This is a genomic window from Brucella sp. TWI432 (assembly GCF_039674445.1).
Taxonomy (GTDB): domain Bacteria; phylum Pseudomonadota; class Alphaproteobacteria; order Rhizobiales; family Rhizobiaceae; genus Brucella; species Brucella chromiisoli.
In genome coordinates this window covers 125317-149858 of the sequence record NZ_JBDJNL010000007.1, presented here as the reverse complement: position 1 = coordinate 149858, position 24542 = coordinate 125317, and the positions used below count along the sequence as shown (strand labels likewise).

The window sequence follows — 24542 nt, the reverse complement described above, 5'->3', positions numbered from 1 at the left end:
CGGCTTTTTTTGTCCACGTCTCTACCGACCCAATCGGAAATGATTGTTTGCGCCAGCTATTCTTGAAAGCAGGCTCTCATCATGGCTGATCGCGACAATACCAAGACTGTGCTTCTCTGCAAGCATCGACAAAAGTTGCCATATCTGTGCTTGTGCAACGGGGTCGAGCGCCGAGGTAATTTCATCAGCAATCAAAAATGCAGGTTTTGCGCCAAGTGCGCGCAGGATTGAGACACGCTGTAATTGTCCGCCTGACAACTCGTGCGGATAACGGTTTTCCCATTCTGTTTCAACGCCAAGAGTCCGCGCAATATCGGGATCGACCGGACCAGATTCAGCAATGATTTTTCGGATCTGCCAGCGTGGATTCATCGCTGCAAGCGGCGACTGATAGAGATATTGTACCGGCCAAAGTTTTGCGTCCGATAGGTTTTGCTGACCAAAAGAGACCGTACCGGAAACAGGACGGTTCAGCCCCGCAAGAATACGCCCCAACGTGGTCTTGCCGCAGCCCGATGGTCCCGAAATACAATAGATTGTTCCCGCGCTCAGGCTCAGCGAAACATCGGTGAAGATCGTTCGTTTGCCATAGCCGGCCGTGATGTTTTTTGCTTCAAGCATAGGCATGGAAGTCATTTTGTGGCAGCGCACGCCAGAGTGATTGCGCATAGGTAGAACCGAGCGTTTCTCCTCTTCCGCTGAAGGCTGATGTTGGCGCCAGACAACACATTTTCCCGTCATTCAGAATCGCAATACGATCCGCATAGGAAAGCACAGGAATCAAATCATGTGTGATGAGCAAGACGGCACCGCCTTCATCAGCATGTTTGCGCAGTTTAGCCAGAATAATATCGCGATTGGTGGGATCCAGCCCTGCTGTCGGCTCATCTGCGATCAGCAATTTAGCCCCGCCGGAGATCGCCTGTGCCATCAAAACGCGCCGCGCCATGCCTCCTGAAAGCTGATGCGGATAAAGGCGAGCAACATCACCACTCAAGCCCACATCCATCAGGCGACTTTCAATCGCGGGCGGCTTGCCAGCGCGGTTTGCGGCCCAGCCAATCAGCGCACCGACACTTGCCGTTGGATCAAGATAAGTCGTTTGTTGTGGCAGAAGCGCGATTTCCCGGCCACGCTTTTCACTCAAGCTCTTCTTGCACAACGGTTTTCCGTGAAAATAAATATCACCTTCCGCAATGGCATTGTTTGGCAAAAGTCCCAAAATCGCATGAGCAAGCAGACTTTTCCCGGCCCCTGAATGCCCGATCATTGCAACAATCTCGCCCGGCGCAATATTGAGGTGAACATCCGACAGCCGGGTAATCATATCCTGACTAAAAAAACCGTTATAGCGACGAAACGAAACGCAAAGATTATTGATTTCAAGCATCAGGTCTGAGCCTCCCTCGGACTGGTCAGGCGGCGCAATCCATTAGCGAGCACGTCAAAGCACAGCACCATGATCAACAAAGCCAAACCGGGAAAAAGCGCCAGCCACCAACGGCCACCGCTGATATGACGCATCGCTTCTGAGAGCATAATGCCAATGGCTGGCCGCGATGGTTCAAGCCCAAATCCCAGAAAGGTCAGACCGGCTTCATGCAAAATTGCATGCGGAAACATCAGCAGAAAGCCAACAAGCATTTGCGGCAACAGATGCGGAAGAATGTGGTTTATCAAGATAAAGTGGCGCGATTTTCCAAAACTGCGCGATGCTTCGACAAAAGGTGCGGCACGCACCTGTATGAGTTCAGCGCGCAGAATACGCGCGAAACGTGGCCAGTGAGAGATCGCAACGGCGATAATAACTGCCCCCGTACCGCCACCCAGTGCGAAACTTATAAGAATAAGCAAAACAAAATGCGGCATAGCCAGCATGCCATCGGTGACAAAACTGCCAATCGCATCCGCAGTTTTACCAAGGCCTGATAAAAGGACAATCACAAGGGCGATGACCACGGAAAAGCCTGCGGCAAGAATTCCAACGCGCAGGCTCAGCGTAAGACCGTGCAATGTACGGGCAAACATATCCCGTCCCATCTGATCCGTTCCAAACCAGTGCGAAAGGGAGGGTCCCATATTGCGTATCGCAAAATCGGAGCGAATACCCGTTTCACCATAGGCCCATGCAGCAATAGAGATCGCAACGATAATTGCCAGCGAAAACAGCGCACTGATCAATGCACGTATGCGTCCATTGAGAGGGATGAACATCATGCTCCCTCTCTCAGTCGTGGATCAACAATGCGATACAGAAGATCGGCAATCATATTCCCGGTCGAAACAATCACAGTCATGAGCATTGCGATGGCAAGCAGCAGAGCCACATCGCCCCGAATGCCTGCTTCAACCGTGGCACGTCCCAATCCCGGCCATGCAAAAACCTGTTCGGCCAAAATGGCCCCGCCAAAAATCTCGCCTATTGAAGCAAAGAGCACCGTCAGGGCTGGTAAAGCGGCATTTCGAACACCGTGACGCAGGATAATGTCGCCCTGACGCGCGCCTTGGGCACGCGCAAACGTGATATAATCCGATTGCAGCACTTCAATAAGCTTGGCACGGGAGTGCAGAGCAATCTGCGCAACCCCGAAAAGCGTCAATGCCGATAATGGCAATATCAGATGCTGGACACGCTCAAGAAAACTCACCTGTTCAGAAGGAACGCCAATCGGACCTGCGCAACAGATTGGTGTCCAGCCGAGCTTAACCGAGAACAGCGCCAGCATCAGCATGGCGAGCCAGAACGTTGGCGTTGCCGCAAGAATATAACAGTACAATCGGATGGTGCGGTCGATCCAGCGCCCCTCATAGGCTGCTGAAACCAGTCCAAGGGCAAAGCCAAGAAGACCGGACAAAAGCCATGCAAGCCCCGTCAATGTCAGCGACGCGCCAATGCGGCTGCTCATTACTTCGCTTACCGGTGCGTTGTATGTGATGCTGAAACCCAGATCGCCCGACAGAATATTTCCTGCCCATCGCGCAAACTGCTCATAAATAGGACGATCCAGCCCCCAGATGGCGGCAATCTGCATCTTCTGTTCAGGACCGACATAGGCCATGGCCGGTCCGAGATAAGCGTCAACCGGATCGATCGGCGAAGCTTTCATCAGCAAAAACACTGCGAAAGCAACGCACACGACCAAGGCGCCAAGGCGCAAAACCCGCAATACAATTAAAGTGATGATTGCAACATTCACTCGCAGGTCCACCGCCAGTTTGCAATTGTTGCAGTCACCGGCCAGCCATGCCCATGCGGTTCGATCTGGGTTTTTCCAATATCGAGACACTTATTGGCCAGATAGACATGATCGAGATTGACCAGCCACGCCCATGAATTGTCGCCCTTCAGACCGTAATAATCAGCGGCCTGCGACCAATAAGACAGCGAAGCTTCAAGACTTTCTGCGCCCTGCGCTTTCTCAAAAAGCGCTTCAACCTGGCTGTTCGCATAATAGCTTGGGTTCATATATTCGACCCCGCGCAGCTTTTCAGCAAAGAGGCTATAAAGCTGGTAGGGTGAGTGGCTGCCAAAGCCAAAAACCACAGGCTCGGAATGCATGACGCGTTCAATCGCGTCCCAGCTTCCACCTTTTGGCGTCGCATCAATACCCAATGGGCGCAGTAATTCGGCTGATGTCTCAGCCAATGCCTGCCGGGTTGCATCACTGGCAGGGTAATTGATCGGGAAAGCGGCTCTTATGCCGTCTTTGGATCGAATGCCATCATCACCGGCAACCCAGCCCGCTTCATCGAGCAGCGCTTTTGCAGCATCCAGATTGAACTCGACGGTATCCGCCTTACCTGCCCACGGCAATCCATCGGCAGGACCGAATGCTGGCGTTCCATGACCATGAAGCGCCACATCGACAATGAGCTTCCGATCCAGCCCCATATTGATCGCTTTGCGGACGACAGGATCGGAAGTCACTGCATTGCCCACTTTGCGACCATTCACGTCATGCGGCTTTACAAAAGGCAGGCTGAGCCCTCTGTTATCGACGGTCTGAACCGGTATAGCCTTAAATCCATTGGGAATGGTATCGGCAAGCTGTGCAGGAACGGCAACCATATCAACCGCGCCAGCATTTGCAGCCGCAAGCCCCGGCGCTTCACCCGTGAAAAGGAACGTAATTTTCTCAAACGGTCCTTTGTCACCATAATAGGCGTCATTGCGCTTGACGATAAGCTGTTCACCTTCATTCCACGCGACCAGTTTATAAGGCCCGGAGCCGATCGGCTTGCGTGCATATTCCGTTCCATAGGTCGCAGCCGGAACAATGCCGAGTGTGTAAAACGCCTCAACAAAAGTGATCCATGGTTTATTGAGCGAAATACGAAGCGTGTTTTTATCAACGGCTTCCGCTTTTTCCATGACACTCAGATCAATCGCATTGGCTGATGCTTTGGCGGTATTGAATGTGAATGCAACATCTTCCGCAGTGAGCGGCGATCCATCGGAAAAGCGCACATCATCACGCAGCTTGATGGTCCAGACTTTACGGTCGTCGGAGAGTTTCCACTCGGTTGCAAGATCAGGGACAGTGCCAAGATCGACATCGCGCCGCAAAAGGGTCGATTGAAACAAGGGGTTTCCATAGCCACCCCAACCCGCCAGAGGATCAAATCCATTATCCGGCTCGCCGCCGATTGCCAGAACAAGGCTGTCTTTTGGCGCGGCACATGCCTGTGTCGCAGCACCCCATGTCACAATCGCTGCAATCGCAACCGACACCCAATTCATCGCACTCTCCGAAGTATGATCTTTTTACAGAATCATCTTACTGAGGGTATTTGGTGGGCGCAATATACTTATAGGTAAAGTTCAAACTTTTATTGATATTCAACTGTTAGGCAGGCCAAACGAGCCCGTGAAATATCTTGCACGGGCTCATTTATGCTTTTCCGAATAAATAATGCCGGATTACTTATCCATCTGTCTTTTCATGCCCCACAAGCTGAAAGCATTTTCGCCATAAAGCTCGTCATCCAAACCTTCACGCTGAACATCATCAGGCACCCGCAGATGGCCAAAAGCATCCAGAATTTTTAGCAGGATCATCGTGATAATCCAGGCATAAGCAGCAACGATAACAACCGCCAGAACCTGAATACCAAGCTGATAGGCACTTGCCGACACAGCGTTGATATGGGAGCTCGCGGTAACACCGATCAGGACCGCGCCGGTCATGCCACCCACGCCGTGCGCACGCCAGACTTCCAATGTGTCATCAATTTTGAGCCATTTCTGCACATATTTGGCATTAAAGCAGACCGATGCGCCGATAGCACCGATGAGAAGCGCTGTGATCGGCTCCACATAACCTGCAGCAGGCGTAATCGTTGCAAGACCCGTCACTGCGCCCACAAGAACACCGGAGAAGGACGGACGACCGGATTCCTTCCATTCCCAGAACATCCAGACAAGCATAGCGATGGAGCCTGCAAGCATGGTGTTGGTGAAAGCATAAGCCGCGAGCGCATCGGCTGCATATGCGCCGCCGGCATTAAAGCCAAACCAGCCAAACCACAGAAGACCGGCACCGATGGCCACAAGTGGCAGGCTTGCAGGCCGCGATTCCGTTTCGCCGGGAGCGAGTTTGCGCTTTCCAAGATATTTGGCTGCGGCCAGTGCTGAAAAGCCCGCGGAGGCATGAATAACGATGCCGCCGGCGAAATCAACAACGCCAAGTTTCGCAAGGAACCCGCCGCCCCAAACCCAGTGGGCTGCTGGCAAATAAACTAGGATCGTCCAAAATGCGATAAAGAACAGATAAGCCCCGAACTTGAAGCGTCCGACAAAGGCCCCTGTCATCAGCGCAGGCGTGATGATCGCAAACATCATCTGATACGCAAACACCATAATGAAGGGAACGTTTGCTGCATAAGTTGGATTTGGCTCAATACCGACATGATACATGCCAAAATAGGTGGTGATATCACCAATGACGCCGCCTATGGACGGACCGAAAGCCAGACTGAACCCACCAAAAACCCAGATGAGGCCAACCACGCCCATACAAACAAAGTTCTGTATCATGATGGAAAGAACATCACGCTGGCGGACAAGTCCGCCATAAAACAAGGCCAGTGCGGGAGTCATCATGCACACCAGTGCGGTGCAGATTAGAATAAAGGCTGTATCGCCTGCGCTGATAGACTGCATGTTATTTTCCTTCAGATTTGGAACTCTGAACTATTTGAATTTTAACAAGAAAATCTAGTTATCTTTAACCAGATGCTGCGCCACCGGCTTATGTGGATGCGGTGCAAGCAGCTTCTTCGGCGCGATAAACAGATACAGTGTGAGCACATAGGGCGCCGTGAAGGATGGCAGTCCCATCGGAGACATGATCACATCATAAGCGCCTTGAATGAAAACAGTAACGATGGTTGCAAGCACTGCATAGGCAATCACCTTTCCATCCGTCTTCAGGAAAACAACGCCCACGGCAATGGCTGTCAGAACAGAACTGAAACCATAAAGCCCTTGAATGACGACCGCAGGATCAGCACGCATGCCAATGGCGGTTATCATCGCGATCAGCGATCCAAGCGCTGCTGCGATACCTGCCTGCCTCGACGCCACAAAAATGCCGAGCAGAATTAAAGCGCCGCTGACCTCGTTGCCAAGCAAAAAGACCTGCGCAATATTGCGGAAGAAAATTTGCACCAGCTCAATATTTGCGGGAATTGTAGCGGCCCCCTGCAAATAATCTGAGGCGAGTTTGGGACTGTCGCCAGTGACATCAAGCGCGCCAAAAGAATAAGCAGCAGCAACCATGAGCCAGCCCGTCAAAACAAATGGCCCTGTAGACCCCGGAATGCCCCAGCTTTTGGTAAGCGTTGCGCCGAATGCTGCTGTGATAACGGTGCTGAGCGCCGAGCCGATGATGATATAAAACCAGAGTTGAGGCGTGGCCGCGATAAATGTCGGCAAAGCAACACCAACAAGAATGCCATTAAAACCAAACAGGCCCGAATAAATGGATGGCTTATCGCAATCAAGCAACTGTGCGGTCAATGTAGCGACGATGAGACCAACGACTGCACCAATTGTGATTGCCCAGCCGCCCGTTGCATAGGATGCATAAGCAATTGCAGCAACAAACAGCAATCCGGTAAAGGCATTCTCCATAAAGAACACCTGTCCCGCCCCACGCAGGCAGGCGATTGGAAAACTCACTTTCTTGTCTGACATTTCGATAACCCCTCTTAGCCAGATCTCCGCTCTGTCTATTTGCCTTCACGCATTACCCACCACAAAATCGCTTCGCACTTTTTGAGCGTAAGTGCTTTAACGCCAAAGGAATTCCTCTGGTAATGTGCGACCGCGCGCCTCTTCCCGAACAATCTGCCAGAAATTGCGCACTTCAGCGCGCACGTCGTAGCTCTCCATGCCGACAGCGCGCAAAATAAGCCCCGCATTGTTGGGCAGCGCTGACACCCCGGATATTGCGCGTGGCGCGTCGGTACTGAAGTTCACCTGAACACGCTCTTTGATCCGCGCAGCAACATCGGGCGGCGTTATGCAGATGATATTTGCAAACGCGTCGTAACCACGCATGACCGCTGCAAAATCGATGGTCGGATTGCCCGTTTCAATCAGGACCTTATCTGTAAACAGGCGCTTGCCGTCTGGCCGCTTTGCCGAGATCAGCATGGAAAGCAGATCGAAACCAAAACGCTCGCTTTCATGATGATGCTTGCGTCCCGTCATCATCATCTCGCCATAGATGAGCGTCGCACTCTCATCAATCACAATATCGGTCTGATTGATGAAGCGGGAATTGCGATAGGGAATTGTAAAATCAGGGAGATATTCCAGATATGCCCCTGCTTCCACCGTTACGGTCTGATATTGTGAAGCATAGTTGGCATCCATCTGATGAACACGATTAGCGCCCTGTGATGTGACCTGAGCACATGCGCCTTCACCCACATGAATATCGATCTTGTAACGATCCCCCTGAAGAATGCCGCCGCCAATCGAAATGATTGAGCAGATCGGCAATTCCGGCATCGCCTCGTCCCAGTAAAGCGCCTGTTGCACCAGAAGCGGGGCCACACGATAAAGATCGTGCAGTACCGAGCGACCATTGCGTAAGGAGAAGCCCAAACGCAATTCGCCGATTTTGCCGGGTCCGGCAGCACGCATCTGTGCAGGCTGCGTATGATACCCGCTCAGTTCACGGGCTGCATCAAGTCGGCTTAGTCGCTCGTGTAAGCTCATGACATTACCCAGCCGCCTGAGAGGCTTGAGACGCCTGAACCGGTTTCACGTCAAACAGAGCCATATCAAGGATCAGTTGCATCAGATCGTCAATGCCTTCACCGGTTTTGCAATTGGTGAAAACAAAAGGCTTCTTGCCGCGCATCAGTTTGGAATCGCGATCCATAACCTCAAGGCTTGCACCGACATAAGGCGCCAGATCCTTCTTGTTGATGACCAGAATATCCGACTGGCAGACGCCAGCGCCATTCTTGCGTGGAATTTTGTCTCCGGCCGCAACGTCAATCACATAGATGTAAAAATCAGCGAGTGCTGGGCTGAATGTCAGCGTGAGATTATCGCCGCCCGATTCAATCAGGATCACATCACTGTCGGGATATTTTTCCTCAAGCTCTTCAACCGCAGCAATATTCATCGACGGGTCTTCACGCACCGCCGTATGCGGGCACGCGCCGGTCTCAACGCCAACGATTTTTTCTTCAATCAGAATGCCATTGAGTGTGCGCCTGACCTGCTTGGCATCTTCAGTCGTAACAACGTCGTTGGTAATAATGAGCGGCTTGATACCCATCTCAATGAGCCGTGGGGTGATTGTTTCAATAACCGCCGTCTTGCCCGAACCGACAGGTCCACCAATACCAATACGCGTAATTTTTTTCATGGTTCATTCCTGTTTGAATTTCCGAAAGCAAGTCTCACAAAATCGATTTCGACGGTGGGAGACATGCCTTAATTCATAAATAGCCGGACATGCGTTTTTGTGTGATGCGCAACCAGAACATCAAAGACGGGCGCGAAACTGGACATTTCATCAAGCGCCAGACCACACACATCAGCATAGTCGCTTTCAACACGGCTTTGCGAAGCAAATAATATGCGCTGCGTATCCAGATGATCGATCCGCATCAGTCGAACCGCGGCACTGAGAACCATCGACGCAACGCCGTATTGATGCACAACAAAGGCCTGTTTCTCATCCGCGCCCATATGCGCCAGCGCGAGCGCCTGACCAACTGGAAAACAACCCGGCGTTTCGCCTGATTTAATGTCTTTCAGCCAGCGCTCAAGCTGTGGGAAATCGCTGATCTTGAGAGACAATTCAGCAAATTTCTTACCCATTCTCGCAAGCATCATCTGCTGTTCTTCGCCAACCCGGCGATTCCATATCTCATGATCCGCAGCAAGCACGCTGTCATAATCACCCGCCACAATGGCACGATGCGCATGAAGAAAAGCGATACCATCCATATGGGCAGCCTGACGCACAACGAGCTCGACGAACTGATGCAAGCTTGCCGAATTGGTTACGACCTCAGTCTGCAAAGCGGATTCAAGCCCATTTGAAAATGCGAATGCACCAACCGGCAAGGTTGAATCTGAAAATTGCAGCAATCTCGCCAGAAGAACCATGTCCTGCCCGCAACGTGGTTCGCTTTTCTGTATGCCTGACATTACTTACCTGTGGTGATGGTGCCCGTGGTGATGCTCATGCCCATGATCGTGATCATGGGTGTGCTCATGACTGTGTTCATGGGTGTGCGCTTCCGAACCATGATGATGTTCATGAGAATGCTTATGCAAATCATGATGATGATGCGGGGTCGCATCGGCGCCGGCAAAGAGCATACGAACTTCCTTCGCATCGAGCTTTGCAGCAATCTCCTCGCCAGGAGCGAAATAGGTCTTCACTCTTTCAAAAGCATGCGTGCGCATCACCGATGCCATCACCTTCTGATCAACAGACAGCGGCACATAGACGGTTGAGCCTTTGATCACGGCTGGCCAATGCTGATTACCCAGCCCATGGCCGAGTTCAAAGCAAATGCGCAGGATGTCCTGCGGCGCGAGCTCTTCCAAACCTTCAAGCTCAATAACCATCACTTCTTTAAGAGCGATGCGAGCGACAACGATGAGTTTCGCGGCTTCATCATAATGCAGCACATCGCCATCATGCAGATGCTCGGACCGCGGCAGAGAGATTGCAAGCTCAACGCCCCCTTCACTCGCCTTGCGCAGACGGCTTTTCGGTGCTTCCCACTGCTCAAGGGCGAGATAGTCAACCTGCGCATGATGCGAACGCTCATGCCACACAGAATCCTTGATATTACCGAGTGTTTTCTCAACGAGAATCATAATTCCTCCGGAAGCATGCGCTTCATATCGGCAGTCGAAAATGCGGCAAGACCAGCACTATTCGGTGTTTGCATCCAAAATCAAAACAGGAGGGAACGTTTTCGCTCCCTCCCGAGAGCGTCTTATCAACTGAAGAAGTAAAGCTGCGTCAAAGGAACATTGGTTGCAGGCTCAACAGTCGCATGTTTGCCATCAACGGTAACAGCAAATGTTTCCGGGTTAACTTCAATGGTCGGCAAAGCATTGTTACGAACCATCGAGCCCTTGCTGATAGCGCGGGTGCCGTAGACAGGGATGACCTGTGACTTCAGTTCATAACGATTGACGATACCGGCATCGAAACCAGCCAGCGAGGTAAATGTCGCGCGGGTTTTCGGCAAAGCCGATCCAAATGAGCCATACATCGGACGATAGATGACTGGCTGTGGCGTTGGAAGCGATGCGTTCGGATCCCCCATCAGCGCCCATGAGATCATGCCGCCTTTGATAACCATTTTGGGCTTCGCGCCGAAAAAGGCGGGTTCCCAAAGCACCAAGTCTGCCATTTTGCCAATTTCAATCGAGCCGACAACGTGAGAGACGCCCTGTGCAATCGCCGGATTGATTGTCACCTTGGAAACAAAACGCAAGACGCGCTGATTGTCATTGCCCGACTTGTCGCCTTCATAGGCACCAAAGCGGGTTTTCATCAGATGTGCAGTTTGAATGGTCCGCATCCAGTTTTCACCGACGCGGCCCATGGCCTGACTGTCACTGGAGAGAATGGAAATCGCGCCAATATCGTGCAGAACGTTTTCAGCAGCGATGGTTTCCGGGCGGACACGACTTTCAGCAAAGGCCACGTCGGTTGGAATTTTCGGGCTCAGATTGTGACAGATCATCGTCATGTCGAACAATTCGGCCTGCGAATTGATGCCATAAGGAAGCGTCGGATTGGTCGAGCTCGGAATAACGTTTGACTGACCTGCAACACGAATAATGTCAGGCGCATGTCCGCCGCCCGCACCTTCGGTGTGATAGGTGTGAATGGTGCGGCCTTCGAAAGCGGCAATGGTATTTTCAACAAAACCGGCTTCGTTGAGCGTATCCGTGTGAATACAGACCTGAATGTCATATTCATCGGCAACGGTCAGCGATGTGCGAATAGCCTCTGGGGTACTGCCCCAGTCTTCATGGATTTTAAGCCCCATGGCACCGGCGCGAATCTGCTCTTCGATCGACAATGCCGATGATGAATTGCCCTTACCAAGCACACCGGCATTGACCGGCCATGAATCAAAGGAGCGCAACATCATTTCGATGTTCCACGTTCCCGGCGTGATGGTCGTACCGTTGGTGCCATCTGTCGGGCCAATGCCGCCACCAAACAGCGTGGTCACGCCATTGCTGAGCGCGGCTTCAGCCTGCTGGGGCGAAATGAAATGAACGTGCGCATCGATACCGCCAGCGGTCAGGATCAGATGTTCGCCTGAAATGGCATCCGTTCCCGGCCCAAGCGGCAGCGTGACACCCGACATGGTGGAGGGGTTGCCAGCTTTACCGATCCCGTAGATCAGGCCGTCCTTAATGCCGACATCCGCCTTGATAACACCCTGAATAGGGTCAACGATGGTCACGTTGGTAATGACCAGATCGGGCGCACCGGCTGCGCTCGTCAATTCATTGTCATACCCCATGCCATCGCGCAGCGTTTTACCGCCGCCATACACAGCTTCTTCGCCATAAACACGAAGGTCTTTTTCAATCTCAATATAAAGGTCCGTATCGCCGAGGCGAATCTTGTCGCCGGTCGTCGGACCGTAAAGATCCGAATATTGCTGCCTTGAAATCTTAGCCATCTCAGTATCCTGTTCGCTGAAATTCTAGAGCGCATCCCGAAAAGTGTGAATCGGCTTTCAGATAAGATGCACGTCAAACAAACGATTGGAGCGTCGAACTGATTAATCAGATCGAAATTCGCTCACAGACGGGCAATTACGGCTTGTTCTTGAAACCGTATTTCGCGACGCGCTCCATCGCATCTGTCAGGCGCGGACGGGAATCGTTGCAGCTCTCATCGCCAACCCAACCATTCACCAGACCGTTAAAGCCGAGCACGCGCTGCTTGCCTTGATAAGGAACGAGCACAACCTGTTTTTCATCACCCGGTTCAAAACGAAGAGCGGTCGTTGCGGGGATATTCAGGCGCTTTCCGAACGCCTGCTCGCGATCAAATTCAAGATCGGCATTCACTTCAAAGAAATGATAATGCGAACCGACCTGAATAGGACGATCGCCGGTATTGCGGACTTTCAAAGTGGTTGTTGGGTATCCGGCATTGATTTCAATATCGCCTTTGCCGAGAACCAAGCCTCCAACAGGAGTCTTTACCTTATCTGCAGCCATAACTGAGCCTCCGTAGGATTTACTGGATTGGATCGTGGACAGTAACCAGGCGACTGCCATCGGTGAAAACGGCTTCGACCTGCACATAAGGAATCATTTCGACAACACCTTCCATCACATCATCTTTGGTGATGGTTTTGCGCGCGAGTTCCATGACCTCTTCGAGCGTCTTGCCAGCGCGCGCAGCATCAAGTGCAGCCGCAGCAATCAAAGAAACAGTCTCAGGATGATTGAGCTTCAAACCCTGATCTTTACGGCGCTGCGCGACAATCGCCAGCGTGTGAATCATAAGTTTGTCGATTTCCCGGGGCGTGAAATGCATACGTAACCTCCGTACCAAGAAAAGGGGGAGATCGGCATTCTATAAGCCCACCCCCAAAATAAAGCCATCACGAAGAAGCTATCAATCTATTTTACGAGGGGCAATAAGTATTTTACATACAACTCAAATAAACATTGAATAAAAGGAACAAAAAAATAACAATACACAACCGATCTATAAATTTTTATATAAATCATTAAAAAGTTTAAAAAACTTTCAAACTACTTCATATTGTCCTTACATTTTGGTTAAAAAAATCACCCAAGATGCTGCCATCAACATACAAAGAACCATAACAACTATACCGGTGCGCGAAAACTCAGCAAATGATATCTTGATACCGCGCGCAGCTGCCTGCTCTACGACAATAATTCCTGCGAGGCTGCCAAAAATAATCATATTACTTGAAAAACCTGTCCCAAGCGCAAGCGCTGCACCCAAGGCATCAGACCCAGATCCTGACTGAAGATAGGGTACCAGCAACATAACCGCAGGATTGTTCCCCACAAGATTGCTCAGAACGCCACCGACAAAAAACAGGGAGATCGGCTCGTTAAGATCAAGCCCGGCTTCGCGGAAATAACCGAGAACATTTTGCGGCAGGCCGGTCGCAGCAATGGCTGCATTGACAACAAAAAGTCCCATGATCAAAAGCAGAAGATCACCATCGACATGTTTAAGCATATCGTGAGAAGAGATTTTGCGGCTGACCAGCAACACCCCCGCGCCCGCCATGGCGATGAGCTCTCGCGGCAAGTCGCTAAAAATAAACATTCCAATGACAATCACCGCAACGATTGCCGTCTTTGCCGTTTCAAGCGCATCAATCGTACCGTCCTGCCCTGCATCTGCCATCGAAGACGGCTGCTGCGTGAGTTGCCAGCGATTGCGATAGGCCAGAACGATGACACCCCAAACGATCGGCAGCGAAAGAAGAGCCGGTACTGCGGCCGCACTCAGAAAACCATTGAATGATAACCCAAGCTCTTGCGCAACAATCATATTCTGCGGGCTGCCGATCAGCGTTGCTGTTGAACCTGTGTTCACTGCAAAACAAAACGCAAGAAGAAATGGCACAGGGTTTAGCCCTCTTGTGAGGGTAACGGACACGAGCAAAGGCGTCATCGCCACCGCGACGACATCCTTTGTCAAAAAAGCAGAGAATGCAGCGCCCATAAAAACCAGAACGCCAACCAGCAAAGGCGGTGATAATGGCAGCTCGGTTACGCGCTTCGCCGCCCAGCCATAAAAGCCCGAAACCGAGAATCCGGCCGACACGACCATCAGTCCGAAAAGCATTCCCAGCGTCCGGTAATCGATGGCATTCCACGCAGCCTGTGCTGTTATGCTACCGGTCACCAGCATAGCGAGAGCGCCTATAATGGCAGCTCCCGTGCGGTCGACCTTAAATCCGGGAAGAGTTCCGCAGCCCATCGCAAGATATACGAGTATAAAGACGATGACTGTCAGATCCATAATCACTCGCTTTTTAAAAGATGACTCTTCGCAGCCCCGAACCTAGACTGACAGAGCAATCTAAATCAATGATTCTAATATGAATATTCGGTCTCAAAGCCTATTCATGGTGCGCATTGTGGGGAATGATTGAAACATCGCCGTAAACGACTGCACGCTGCGAAATGATGGAATTTGCGAATTCTTTTACAGCTTTTGCTTCGCCGCGAAGCAGGCTCACCTCAAGGCACAGGTCTTCGTTGAGATGAACATGCAGGGACGCCAGCGACATATGATGATGCTCATGGTGCGATGTGGTCAGCTTTTTCGCCAGATCACGCGCTTCATGCTGATACACATAGCTTAAGACGCCAACGCATTCGGTCATCGCATCGGATGCAATTGCCGTGTCTTTTATACTTGCCCGAACGAGATCGCGCACGGCCTCCGAGCGGTTAGCGTAGCCTTTTAAAGCAATCAAAGCGTCCAGTTCTGTCATAAGATCATCATCGACAGTGATGGTAATTCTTTGCATCGGCTTAACGCTCCATTGCAATTAGATTCGGCACAATCCGTATTGTGCAGATAATCTTAAAAATTGCGATGCCTTGTACCGACTTGTCTGGACGGCCCTCAATAGCAGCAGCGGATAATTGATGGATTGCTTTCCGCAGCAGACTGACTTCTTTGTTTTAACGCGCATCGTGTCCCGAAAGCCAGTTTCCGCCTTTCGGGAGCGCTCTAACCGTCATTGTAAAGTCGCCCCTCGCCCTGCATCTGATCGATAGGGGCGCTCATTCTAGCCCGAAATCCGGAAGGAGCATAATCGGCCTCGACATTGCCTGTTCCCATAAGACCCATTCGGATGAGTTTTGACCCAAAGCCAATTTTGCCAGGCTTGGTTATTTCAGGCCCACCCGTCTCACACCAATTGAGAAGCAGCGTGGACGTTCCCTCATGATCAGCGGTATTCCAGCAGATGGAAATACGCCCAGCATCATTGGATAATGCACCGTATTTGATAGCATTTGTCGTCAGTTCGTGGATCAAAAGCGACACTGAACTTGCAGCTTTCGGCCCGATAAAAATGTCGCTGCCTTCAACATCAACACGCTGATCAACACCGAGTGCAGCAGTAATTTCAGCGATGATCTGTGCCAATGACCCACTCGAACTTTTTCCAAACTGCAAGACATTATGCGCACTGCTTAACGCAAAAAGGCGTCTGGAAAATGCGTTAAGTTCGTCTTCATTATCCTGGCTTTTAAAGGTCTGGCTGGCGATTGCGCTGACAATGCTAAAAGTATTTTTTATGCGATGCGCAAGCTCGGCATTCATGATCCGCGCATTTTTCTCGGCCTCAACTTTTCCAGTCGTTTCAATGACAGTGTCCATCATGCCGCCAACGCTGCCATCTTCATTTAAAATCGGGCTGTAGCAGAAGGTGAAATAACACTGTTCATCAAAGCCCGAACGATTAACGAGCAACGGAAAGTCTTCAATAAACGTGGCCTCTCCCCGCATCGCCCTTTCGGCTATCGGCCCAATATCCTCCCATACTTCAGCCCATATTTCATTGAATGGCTGGCCCATGCAGTTCTGCTTGTCGCGAAGAATTGTTCTGAAAGCATCGTTGTAAAACGTGATAAATTCCGGCCCCCAGGCAATGGCTTTCGGAAAATGCGACGCCAGCATCATCTGAACTGCTGTCTTAAGCGGGCGCGGCCAGCTTTCCGGCTGGCCCAACGGATTCTTTGACCAATCTATTCTTTTGATTTCTTCAACCGCTTCACCCGCTATAGGAATGAAGAAAAACCTGTCTTTCAATGGGGGCACCCTTCTCGATTACCAAATGTGCTCGAAAGCGCCAGAGAGCGAAGGTTTTTGCCTTAGGAAAGTGGCGAAGCAAGGACTCCAATAACATATTAGCAATTATACTGATAACTAATATTTCAGCATGAACTCCCACATTTCTTATCGCTCAGCGTAGAAGCCTATTGTTCAACAGGCTTCTGCTGCGCCGCCTTATCAGGTTGAATATAAAGCGTTTCAGATGAGAATGCGAAGTCGGCACCATGCGCATGCACGATTTCGATGATCTTGAGATAGACCTCTTGCTGTGCCTGAAGCCAATCAGCCCAACGGGTCGTTTTCGTGAAACAATAGACCATGATATTGAGCGATGAATCTGCAAACGCATCGAAATAAACCAACAGACTCTGTGTCTGATCGATTTTTTGGTTGGCCTTGAGCATCGACCTTATGTCGTCGACAACCCCGGCAATTTTGTCACCATCTTCGTATCGCAAACCAATCGTCGTATTAATGCGCCTGTTGGTCATGCGGCCCGGATTTTCAACGCTGATCGTCGAAAAGGCTGCATTGGGAACATAGAGCGGACGATTGTCGAAGGTTTTGATCTTGGTAAGTCGCCAGCCAATTTCCACAACGGTGCCTTCAATATTCCGATCTGGCGAGCTGATCCAATCGCCAATGCTGAACGGGCGATCAAAATAAAGCATCACGCCCGAAAAAAGATTGCTCAGAACATCTTTGCCGGCCACGCCGATAGCGATGCCACCGATGCCACCAAAAGCGAGCAGGCCGGAAAGACCAATCCCGAATTGCTCCCCGAACAGCAGCATCAAAATCAGGAATATTGCCAGTTTTAATATGCGCGCAACCATACGTGCGGACGTCACGTCATTGCCGCGGTCAATCTGGCTATGGGTCAAACGGTTGATCAACTGGAAGAGCTGCTGCATGGCGATCAGAGCCATGAAGAAGGTCGACAGGGTATTGATGAGTTCCGGTGTGATCGCGGTTATTTTGTAATCCGCAAGCAACATATAGGCGACCTGCCTGAACGTCATGATCAAGCCGAACATTGCCGCAACGAATGTGAGATGGGCGATAATACTTCTCGACCACCCCTTTTTATGCCGGATGAGAAACCAGAACACGAAGGCGGCAACGGTTAAAAGCAGAATAATACCCGCAGCTATCCAGTATTTCGCCATTTTACCCCGTCTCCCGCATGCCTGTTTTCACTTACTGCGCAGACGCAACGCCCGGCAGGCTTGTGCTTGATGTCAACGCACCTGTGAAAAACGCAAGATTGGCAGCAGCAATCAATGCTGCCGCATGAGCATCCGTTTGCGCCAGCTTTGCATCCAGCAGAGAATTGTTCGTCTCATTCACCACCGTAATCGTACCCAATCCATTTTTATAGGATTCAAGTGCAGCGTCAAAAGCTGTGGCAGATGTCTGAACCAGTACATTGGCGGCCTTGTTTGCCGCCAGAGCCGTTTTCAGACTATTGGATGCAAGAACAATTTCCGCAACCGCATCAAGTTGTACACGACGAAAAGTTTCTGTTGCTGCACTGTGCGTGGATTGCGCATTCTTGAGCTGTGCCGCACGCAGTCCTCCGTCATAAAGCGGCATTGTCGCGCCAACGAGAATGCCCATGCCCGACGACTGATTTCCAATTGTTGGCAGGCTTCCGGCATTGAAACTGTTGGATGTGGAAGCAAGTGCACCCGCCACAAAGACTTTCGGCAAGAACTCCGCCTGCGCCACCTTGATCCCGGAATTACTGGCCTGCAAAGCAGCGTAACTTGCAATAAGATCGGGTCGCCGCGACAAAGCTGTTTCTACAACCGATTGTGTCACGCCATCAAATTTTGAAGGCAGCGGTCTGTTCATTGAACTCTCAACATTGATGTTCAACATGGCATTGACGCCCATTGACGCCAGAAGCGCCTGATAAAGGGTCTGCTGCTGCCCCTCTGCCTTAACGAGCCTCAATTCCGACTGCGCAACCTGCTGTTTGGCGAGCGCAAGCTCAACTGTTGTCGCTCGTCCTTCATTGAGCTTGGCCTGAACCGCCGCAAGAACTGCCTTGCTGTTACGCAAGGTCTGTTGCGCGATGCGGTGGCCAGCCACTGCGGCGCTATATTCATAATATGTTCGTGTAACATCGAAGATCAGTTTCTGATGCATCGCATTGAACGTGACATTGGCTGCAAGCGAAACCTGTTTTGCAGCCTCTGCCAATGCTGCCCGCTGGCCAAAATCGAAAACCAGCCATTGCAAGGCAAGAGAGGGTGATACGCCTTTCAGCGTCGTATTGACGTCACGCTCACCGATAAGCGGGACAGCGACGGGTGTTGAGGTTCTTTGCACGCCGCCAATAACATTGGCAGAGATGATCGGCAGCATTGTCGCTTCGACCATTCCAACGGCAAGGGCCGCCTGCCGCGCTTTTTCCCACGCATTGCGGGTACCCGGATTGCTGCGCTGCGCGAGGTCGATCAACTGCGCCAGATCATAAGAAGGTCGCGTATCAACTGCCACAGGGCTGGAAATCAAAGCCAGCTCCGGATTGGAAGGAACACTAAAATCTTTCGTCCGCGATGGCGCATTGGCGGGCGAGCCTTTGTGCTGATCGGCCTTCCACGGCTGATCAGGTGCCGATGGCGCCAGCTTCAAAGCATCGGTCGCACAACCACTAAGCACGAAACCAAAAGCTGAAAGAAACGCTATGGAGGCTGGAGCAGAAGACTTTCTCATGCCTTACCACCTGCCAAAAGAGCTTCCATATGCGCAAGATGCTTATCGATTTTGTTTGCCCCCTCATTTTCTGCGTCCTCGGCAGAATACGCCTGCTTTTCCAGTGAAATTTCGCTTTGTATGCCATCGGATTTTATGCGCAATGAGAGCGCATTCAATCTTTCAACAGCATCAGGCATGACCTGATCGGAAAAGTAGACTTCCTTGTTGAGTGAAGCAAGCTGATCGGCAAAGCCATCAAAGGTTTTTTCAAGTTTCTCTGATGGACGAAGGGCCGCAGGCTCAAAAGGCAGCAGATAAAAGCAATAACGCACTTCATCAAGCAGACGCTCTGTTTCGGCGGCAGTGTTGATCATCTCCATTCGTTCGTCCGGTGCAACCGATGCAATTTCAGCTATCTTTCGCGCAGCATCGGCGAGACGCTGGCGAATGACGGTGACAACCGGCGCAGGCCAGATCAGCGTCGAGACCAGATAAACCGCAAAATTCCCGACCAGGATGCCGATAATACGGTCGCGCGCCGTGTCCATATCGGTGGTCGGGCCGAAGCCCTGCAAAACGGTCAAAGTGAATGCGAGGCCGATCTGTACGCCACCATAGGACACTTTTTCACTGCCTGCAGAGACCCATGCGGCGAGAAGTGCCACCGCAAAGACCAGAACCATGAGACTGCCAACAGATTCAAGTTGCGGCATAAGAAATATAAGCGACGCAACGCCAATAGCAGCACCGACAAGACAGCCGGTGATGCGCAAAGTCAGCTTATGGATTGTATCACCCGCCGTACCAAGGGAAGCGACATAGCAAGTGACCATCGCCGTATGAATGCCTTGCCAGTTAATCGCCGCATAAAACACATAGCAGAGGATAGCCGCCAAAGTCGTTTTAAGCGCAAAACGTTGATAGATGGGATTGGTAAAAGCGTCTGCAGCAAAGAACGAGTCGCCAGAACCTTTTCTATAATCGGTTTTTTCGCTCCCAGCGATATTTCTAAGCGCCTGTAAGATTCCCGCCTCCTGCCTTTGGGCAGACGTGTCAGGCATCGCTTCGGGCGGTGGAAGCGGTGCGTCTTTATCAAGCGCATCGACCATTTTATCGATTTGCCCGGCATAATGCTGGCGTTTTTCAGCTGAGAGATCAGCGGGAAGCGCAGAGGCTGCAAAAAGCAATTGATAAGAAGCGGTAATATCCTTCTGAATGTGGGCCAGTCTTTTTTTCGTGGTCTGATGCAATATTTTAACAAGCATCGAACGTTTGTTCTCGTCTTCGTTGGCGGCCCCAAGCTTTTCCCGCAACAAAGGGTTCATGATGGGATTGTTGTCCGCGAGCACCTTGCGCGCCACCAGCAGGCGTTCACGCAACTCCTCGCGCAGCAGTGTCAGGCTCCAGCGCCCGAAAAACAGGCTAAAGCCTGCAATCACAAACATCGGCAGGATGGCCATTTCCCATGCATATCGCAAAGCAAGCGAAATCACGCCATTGATCGGGACCTCATTCACAAGGCTGAGAATAAAGGCAATGATCAGCGCGACAATGCTGCCCCCTTCGCCAAGCTTGCTGGCCGCACCAAGGAAAATGAATATAAATGAGACGGCGATCATCACGAGAATGCGCAGCAATGCGGATTCAACGGTCCATGCAAGCACCGGCACCATCAAAGCCACCAACAGTGTAATGGCAATGATGGCAGCGGTTGCAATAACGGTGTTTTCGGCTCCGTCGGCTTTCATGAGGAAGATAACAAGGTAGCAGCTAATAGCCGATTCCGGGATGTGAAACATCATCGCGATGCCTGCCACAAAGGCGCAAACCGCTGCAACACGCCATGCGGTTGCCATGCGGCCCGGAAAAGGCGCCAGATCCGCTAGAGTTTCGCGGATTGCGTCCCAGAGCGTGTCGTTAACACTCGTTGCCATTATGCACTGTCACAACGGCTGATGCGCCGGAGCGTGTCAGCTCGGCTGGCGGATCAATCAGTTTTACGCGCACTGGAAACCGTTGCGCAATTCTCACCCAGTTCAGGTTCTTCGGCACATAAGGCAGGTTGCGTGGTATATTGATGAGATCTTCCGATGAAACGCCCCAGCCGATACCTTCAACACGGCCTTTGACGACAATCGAACTGTCGGCAAGAATTCGCACTTGCGCGCAGCTTCCCACCTTGATTCCACCCAGCTCGGTTTCCGGGAACGTAGCGGATGCATACCAGCTTGAAGTATCGATCAATGTGAACAGAGACTGCCCCGGCGCAATGATCTGCCCGGTCCCGTTGAGAACACTCACAATTCTGCCATCATGCGGTGCCGTGACCACAGCATTATCCAGATTGTGCTGCGCCAGAGCGAGTGCAGCCTGCCTTGCTCGAACCAACGCCTGCGCGCTATCCAGCGTACCGACAATTGTTGTTGCGGCCTCAGCCTGCTTGACTGCCTGTGCCAGACTGATCTGCGCATCATTGCGCAGGGTCTTCGCATCATCAACCTGCTGCCGCGTGACATAGCCTTTGGGACTGAGTGCTTCAAGGCGCTTGAGCGTGGCTTCTGCAAGATCCAGATTTGTTCGCGCACGCACCACTTGCTGGTCGGCTATCTGGGCATTTTGTGATTCAGCACGCACGGCGCGCCTTTGTGAATCAAGTGCCGCCTCTGCAATTGCAAGATCAGCCGCCGTCTGATCTACGAGAAGCTTAAGCGGCACCGGGTCGATTGAGAAAAGTATATCGCCTTTTTTGACTTCCTGATTTTCTTTAACATTTATTGAAATAACCTTGCCGGGAACCGTTGCAGCAATATTAACAATATTGGCACCAATAACGGCATCGTTTGAAAGCGGATTCTGATTGGCCTCACGCAGGTAAAGCCATGCCAACACAAAGGCGACAATAATCAGAATGCCGGTGAGCAGAACGCCAACCGTACTGAATTCTCTTTTGCTATAAGCGTTATTTTCCATGCTCATCGACCATACACAAAAAGCGCGAGGCCGCAGGCGATCGCGATAACCAATGCGGTATAGGCAGTCAGGCGAAACGGAAGAATATCATCAAGACCAATGCGGATCATAATCACCCGCACCAAAATAGTGATCACTATCGCAATGAAAAGACAGAGCATCCAAGATGGGAAATATGCCCCTAACAAAGAAAATGACGGACCTGGCACCGGTTATAGGTCTCCGCTAACTACGCTGCCCACGCCTCAGCGTTACAGATTCTTATTTCTATTTCATAGTTACGGTAAGCTCATAACGGCTGCAAGAAGCAAATCTCGACTTCGTTATTTTATGCTCTCAAAAAAGCACTTGATCGCGCAACAGCTAACCCTCGGAGCGATCGGTGCTTAAGCTCAGGACCGTCTCATACTAAAAGATAATAAACGGATCAAACGATTCAGTTCATCATACCTGCGTGAGAAAGTGTGCGGAAGTTGGAGGAGAACATTCGCGCACGTCAGCAAAAATGCTGTTGGGAGGACTCTTATGTCAGTTTCATCAAGTGCCAAGGTCGGCACGCAAAAAATGACGCGCGAAGAAAAGAAGGTGATTTTCGCTTCTTCGCTCGGCACAGTTTTTGAATGGTATGATTTTTATCTTTACGGAACACTGGCTGCTTTCATTGGTGCCGCGTTCTTCAATGAATATCCGGAAACAACCCGTAACATCTTCGTTTTGCTCGCCTTTGCAGCCGGTTTTCTTGTGCGTCCGTTCGGCGCGCTGGTTTTCGGACGCATCGGCGATCTGGTGGGACGTAAATATACGTTCCTTGTTACCATCGTCATCATGGGTGCTTCGACCTTTCTGGTCGGCATTCTGCCGGGATCGGCAACGATTGGCATTGTCGCGCCGGCGATCCTGATCATCCTGCGCATGTTGCAGGGCCTGGCGCTGGGCGGTGAATATGGTGGTGCTGCAACCTATGTTGCCGAACACGCACCCAATGGCCGCCGTGGCTTCTACACATCATGGATTCAGACAACGGCTACGTTGGGCTTGTTCCTTTCGCTTATGGTCATTCTGAGCATTCAGAATGTGATGACCACCGAATCCTTCGCAGCATGGGGCTGGCGTATTCCGTTCCTGGTTTCGATCGTTCTTTTGGGTATCTCCGTCTGGATCCGCTTGCAGATGAGCGAATCCCCCGCCTTCAAGAAAATGAAGGAAGAAGGCAAGACATCAAAAGCACCGCTGACCGAAGCTTTCGGACAGTGGAAGAATGCAAAAATTGCCCTGATTGCCCTTTTCGGTCTTACCGCAGGACAGGCTGTTGTCTGGTATAGCGGCCAGTTTTACGCTCTGTTCTTCTTGCAGAACGTACTCAAAGTTGAAAACCAATCAGCAAATATCATGGTCGCAACGGCCCTGGTTATAGGCACTGGATTTTTCGTCGTGTTCGGCTGGTTGTCGGATAAGATTGGCCGTAAGCCAATCATCATGGCAGGACTGGCTTTGGCAGCCGTCACCTACTTCCCGCTGTTCAAAGCGCTCACTCAGGCTGCCAATCCGGCGCTTGCACATGCGGAACAGACGATCAGTGCAACGGTAACGGCCGCACCTGGCGACTGTAACTTCCAGTTCAACGCAACCGGAACGTCAAAATTCACCAGCTCTTGCGATATTGCAACAAGCTTCCTATCGCGCAGTGCTGTGCCTTATGATGTCGTGACTGGTCCTGCCGGACAGGTTGCAACCGTCAAAATCGGCGATTCAACCATAACATCTTTCGATGCCAATGCAGCCGGAGCGGATGCGAAAGCAAAGCAGGCAGCTCTGACCCACGACATCAATCTGGCGCTTCAGAAGGCTGGCTGGCCATTGGTACGCAACCCGGCAAAGGTTGCAGACTCGAAGCTTGATGCTTTCATTGCTGCAAATCCCGAGCTTGCTCTGGATGCAGGAGCGGTTCGCGCAGGTGAAAGCACAACAATGACCAATGCGGAATTGGTCAAGGCCAACATCGTCACTCAGATTGAAGCGGATGCAGCAGGTGAACCAAGCCAGGCGGTTTATACCATCCCGAATGCAGGTACATTCAAGATGGTTGCCGATCCGGCACAGATCAACTGGACAATGACAATCGCAATCCTGACCGTTCTCGTGATCTACGTCACGATGGTTTACGGACCGATCGCCGCTATCCTGGTCGAAATGTTCCCGACCCGCATTCGCTACACCGGTATGTCGCTGCCTTATCATATTGGTAACGGCTGGTTCGGTGGTCTTCTGCCTGCCACTGTCTTCGCGATGAGTGCAGCAAAGGGCGATATTTACTACGGTCTCTGGTATCCAATTATCATCGCAACGATCACGCTCGTCATCGGCATCCTCTTTGTGAAGGAAACCAAGGACGTTGACCTGAACAAAGTAGAGTAGGCGCGGCCTTCTCTACAAATGAAAACGCCGTCCCACCGGGCGGCGTTTTTTTTGGAGCATTTCCAGCAAAAGTGC

General features: G+C 51.4%; 23 protein-coding genes. 1 reads left to right on the top strand and 22 read right to left on the bottom strand.

All coding sequences use genetic code 11. The features are described from left to right. Positions 1–21: 21 nt before the first annotated feature. The 22 genes from ABE527_RS12310 to ABE527_RS12205 all read right to left on the bottom strand — a co-directional run bounded on the left by ABE527_RS12310 (position 22) and on the right by ABE527_RS12205 (position 22261). The gene (locus ABE527_RS12310) at positions 22–621 is read right to left on the bottom strand and encodes an ABC transporter ATP-binding protein (protein ID WP_499697087.1); all 600 of its coding nucleotides are present in this window, start codon (positions 619–621) and stop codon (positions 22–24) included. Continuing rightward, positions 614–1390 (bottom strand): ATP-binding cassette domain-containing protein, encoded by a 777-nt coding sequence (locus ABE527_RS12305; RefSeq protein WP_499697086.1) that lies wholly within the window; start codon positions 1388–1390, stop codon positions 614–616. Before ABE527_RS12305 ends, ABE527_RS12310 begins: the two co-directional genes overlap by 8 nt. Next, positions 1390–2217 carry an ABC transporter permease gene (locus tag ABE527_RS12300; RefSeq protein WP_499697085.1) on the bottom strand — a complete coding sequence of 276 codons (828 nt, stop codon included), beginning with the start codon at positions 2215–2217 and terminating at the stop codon, positions 1390–1392. Before ABE527_RS12300 ends, ABE527_RS12305 begins: the two co-directional genes overlap by 1 nt. Beyond that, positions 2214–3197, bottom strand: coding sequence for an ABC transporter permease (locus ABE527_RS12295; protein ID WP_499697084.1), 984 nt, complete (start codon positions 3195–3197; stop codon positions 2214–2216). Before ABE527_RS12295 ends, ABE527_RS12300 begins: the two co-directional genes overlap by 4 nt. Then, positions 3194–4741 (bottom strand): ABC transporter substrate-binding protein, encoded by a 1548-nt coding sequence (locus ABE527_RS12290; RefSeq protein ID WP_499697083.1) that lies wholly within the window; start codon positions 4739–4741, stop codon positions 3194–3196. The genes ABE527_RS12295 and ABE527_RS12290 overlap by 4 nt, the downstream gene beginning before the upstream one ends. Before the next feature lie 180 nt (positions 4742–4921). Next, positions 4922–6163, bottom strand: a complete 1242-nt coding sequence (locus ABE527_RS12285) for an ammonium transporter (RefSeq protein ID WP_499697082.1) — start codon at positions 6161–6163, stop codon at positions 4922–4924. Between the two features lie 54 nt (positions 6164–6217). Next, on the bottom strand, positions 6218–7198 hold the full coding sequence (gene yut, locus ABE527_RS12280) for an urea transporter (RefSeq protein ID WP_499697081.1): 981 nt from the start codon (positions 7196–7198) through the stop codon (positions 6218–6220). Between the two features lie 96 nt (positions 7199–7294). Then, entirely contained in the window at positions 7295–8230 is a 936-nt protein-coding gene (locus ABE527_RS12275) for an urease accessory protein UreD (RefSeq protein WP_499697080.1), read from the bottom strand. A 4-nt stretch (positions 8231–8234) separates the two neighbouring features. Further along, positions 8235–8891, bottom strand: coding sequence for an urease accessory protein UreG (gene ureG, locus ABE527_RS12270; protein WP_265985808.1), 657 nt, complete (start codon positions 8889–8891; stop codon positions 8235–8237). A 68-nt stretch (positions 8892–8959) separates the two neighbouring features. Then, positions 8960–9682 (bottom strand): urease accessory protein UreF, encoded by a 723-nt coding sequence (locus ABE527_RS12265; protein WP_265985809.1) that lies wholly within the window; start codon positions 9680–9682, stop codon positions 8960–8962. A gap of 3 nt (positions 9683–9685) precedes the next feature. Continuing rightward, positions 9686–10363 carry an urease accessory protein UreE gene (locus ABE527_RS12260; protein WP_265985811.1) on the bottom strand — a complete coding sequence of 226 codons (678 nt, stop codon included), beginning with the start codon at positions 10361–10363 and terminating at the stop codon, positions 9686–9688. A gap of 125 nt (positions 10364–10488) precedes the next feature. Further along, positions 10489–12201 carry an urease subunit alpha gene (locus ABE527_RS12255; protein ID WP_265985812.1) on the bottom strand — a complete coding sequence of 571 codons (1713 nt, stop codon included), beginning with the start codon at positions 12199–12201 and terminating at the stop codon, positions 10489–10491. Between the two features lie 136 nt (positions 12202–12337). Next, positions 12338–12748 (bottom strand): urease subunit beta, encoded by a 411-nt coding sequence (locus ABE527_RS12250; protein ID WP_499697079.1) that lies wholly within the window; start codon positions 12746–12748, stop codon positions 12338–12340. 19 nt (positions 12749–12767) lie between these two features. Next, positions 12768–13070: an urease subunit gamma gene (locus tag ABE527_RS12245; RefSeq protein ID WP_265985815.1), complete on the bottom strand. Its 303-nt coding sequence runs from the start codon at positions 13068–13070 to the stop codon at positions 12768–12770. Between the two features lie 237 nt (positions 13071–13307). Beyond that, positions 13308–14546 carry an ArsB/NhaD family transporter gene (locus ABE527_RS12240; protein ID WP_499693764.1) on the bottom strand — a complete coding sequence of 413 codons (1239 nt, stop codon included), beginning with the start codon at positions 14544–14546 and terminating at the stop codon, positions 13308–13310. 100 nt (positions 14547–14646) lie between these two features. Beyond that, a complete protein-coding gene (gene nikR / locus ABE527_RS12235) occupies positions 14647–15060 on the bottom strand; it encodes a nickel-responsive transcriptional regulator NikR (protein WP_265985817.1) in 414 nt (137 codons plus the stop codon). 206 nt (positions 15061–15266) lie between these two features. Further along, positions 15267–16352, bottom strand: coding sequence for a PAS domain-containing HWE histidine kinase family protein (locus ABE527_RS12230; protein ID WP_396998485.1), 1086 nt, complete (start codon positions 16350–16352; stop codon positions 15267–15269). A 167-nt stretch (positions 16353–16519) separates the two neighbouring features. Next, positions 16520–17545 (bottom strand): mechanosensitive ion channel family protein, encoded by a 1026-nt coding sequence (locus ABE527_RS12225; protein WP_499693763.1) that lies wholly within the window; start codon positions 17543–17545, stop codon positions 16520–16522. A gap of 31 nt (positions 17546–17576) precedes the next feature. Then, on the bottom strand, positions 17577–19100 hold the full coding sequence (locus tag ABE527_RS12220; RefSeq protein WP_499697078.1) for a TolC family protein: 1524 nt from the start codon (positions 19098–19100) through the stop codon (positions 17577–17579). Continuing rightward, on the bottom strand, positions 19097–21016 hold the full coding sequence (locus ABE527_RS12215) for an FUSC family protein (RefSeq protein ID WP_499697077.1): 1920 nt from the start codon (positions 21014–21016) through the stop codon (positions 19097–19099). Before ABE527_RS12215 ends, ABE527_RS12220 begins: the two co-directional genes overlap by 4 nt. Next, positions 21000–22052: a multidrug transporter subunit MdtN gene (gene mdtN / locus ABE527_RS12210; protein WP_499693760.1), complete on the bottom strand. Its 1053-nt coding sequence runs from the start codon at positions 22050–22052 to the stop codon at positions 21000–21002. The genes ABE527_RS12215 and mdtN overlap by 17 nt, the downstream gene beginning before the upstream one ends. A 2-nt stretch (positions 22053–22054) precedes the next feature. Beyond that, on the bottom strand, positions 22055–22261 hold the full coding sequence (locus tag ABE527_RS12205; RefSeq protein WP_499697076.1) for a YtcA family lipoprotein: 207 nt from the start codon (positions 22259–22261) through the stop codon (positions 22055–22057). A 316-nt stretch (positions 22262–22577) separates the two neighbouring features. On the opposite strand from ABE527_RS12205, the gene ABE527_RS12200 reads away from it, so the two are divergent. Beyond that, the gene (locus ABE527_RS12200; RefSeq protein ID WP_265985823.1) at positions 22578–24467 is read left to right on the top strand and encodes an MFS transporter; all 1890 of its coding nucleotides are present in this window, start codon (positions 22578–22580) and stop codon (positions 24465–24467) included. The last annotated feature ends 75 nt before the right edge of the window (positions 24468–24542 follow it).

What these genes read in the sequence shown, in the direction of transcription:
- ABE527_RS12225 (WP_499693763.1), bottom strand. Translation starts at nt 17,545, where the DNA reads ATGGCGAAATACTGGATAGCTGCGGGTATTATTCTGCTTTTAACCGTT.
- ABE527_RS12275 (WP_499697080.1), bottom strand. Translation starts at nt 8,230, where the DNA reads ATGAGCTTACACGAGCGACTAAGCCGACTTGATGCAGCCCGTGAACTG.
- ABE527_RS12215 (WP_499697077.1), bottom strand. Translation starts at nt 21,016, where the DNA reads ATGGCAACGAGTGTTAACGACACGCTCTGGGACGCAATCCGCGAAACT.
- ABE527_RS12265 (WP_265985809.1), bottom strand. Translation starts at nt 9,682, where the DNA reads ATGTCAGGCATACAGAAAAGCGAACCACGTTGCGGGCAGGACATGGTT.
- ABE527_RS12305 (WP_499697086.1), bottom strand. Translation starts at nt 1,390, where the DNA reads ATGCTTGAAATCAATAATCTTTGCGTTTCGTTTCGTCGCTATAACGGT.
- ABE527_RS12285 (WP_499697082.1), bottom strand. Translation starts at nt 6,163, where the DNA reads ATGCAGTCTATCAGCGCAGGCGATACAGCCTTTATTCTAATCTGCACC.
- yut (WP_499697081.1), bottom strand. Translation starts at nt 7,198, where the DNA reads ATGTCAGACAAGAAAGTGAGTTTTCCAATCGCCTGCCTGCGTGGGGCG.
- mdtN (WP_499693760.1), bottom strand. Translation starts at nt 22,052, where the DNA reads ATGGAAAATAACGCTTATAGCAAAAGAGAATTCAGTACGGTTGGCGTT.
- ABE527_RS12250 (WP_499697079.1), bottom strand. Translation starts at nt 12,748, where the DNA reads ATGGCTGCAGATAAGGTAAAGACTCCTGTTGGAGGCTTGGTTCTCGGC.
- ureG (WP_265985808.1), bottom strand. Translation starts at nt 8,891, where the DNA reads ATGAAAAAAATTACGCGTATTGGTATTGGTGGACCTGTCGGTTCGGGC.
- ABE527_RS12310 (WP_499697087.1), bottom strand. Translation starts at nt 621, where the DNA reads ATGCTTGAAGCAAAAAACATCACGGCCGGCTATGGCAAACGAACGATC.
- ABE527_RS12240 (WP_499693764.1), bottom strand. Translation starts at nt 14,546, where the DNA reads ATGGATCTGACAGTCATCGTCTTTATACTCGTATATCTTGCGATGGGC.
- ABE527_RS12245 (WP_265985815.1), bottom strand. Translation starts at nt 13,070, where the DNA reads ATGCATTTCACGCCCCGGGAAATCGACAAACTTATGATTCACACGCTG.
- ABE527_RS12260 (WP_265985811.1), bottom strand. Translation starts at nt 10,363, where the DNA reads ATGATTCTCGTTGAGAAAACACTCGGTAATATCAAGGATTCTGTGTGG.
- ABE527_RS12220 (WP_499697078.1), bottom strand. Translation starts at nt 19,100, where the DNA reads ATGAGAAAGTCTTCTGCTCCAGCCTCCATAGCGTTTCTTTCAGCTTTT.
- ABE527_RS12290 (WP_499697083.1), bottom strand. Translation starts at nt 4,741, where the DNA reads ATGAATTGGGTGTCGGTTGCGATTGCAGCGATTGTGACATGGGGTGCT.
- nikR (WP_265985817.1), bottom strand. Translation starts at nt 15,060, where the DNA reads ATGCAAAGAATTACCATCACTGTCGATGATGATCTTATGACAGAACTG.
- ABE527_RS12200 (WP_265985823.1), top strand. Translation starts at nt 22,578, where the DNA reads ATGTCAGTTTCATCAAGTGCCAAGGTCGGCACGCAAAAAATGACGCGC.
- ABE527_RS12255 (WP_265985812.1), bottom strand. Translation starts at nt 12,201, where the DNA reads ATGGCTAAGATTTCAAGGCAGCAATATTCGGATCTTTACGGTCCGACG.
- ABE527_RS12300 (WP_499697085.1), bottom strand. Translation starts at nt 2,217, where the DNA reads ATGATGTTCATCCCTCTCAATGGACGCATACGTGCATTGATCAGTGCG.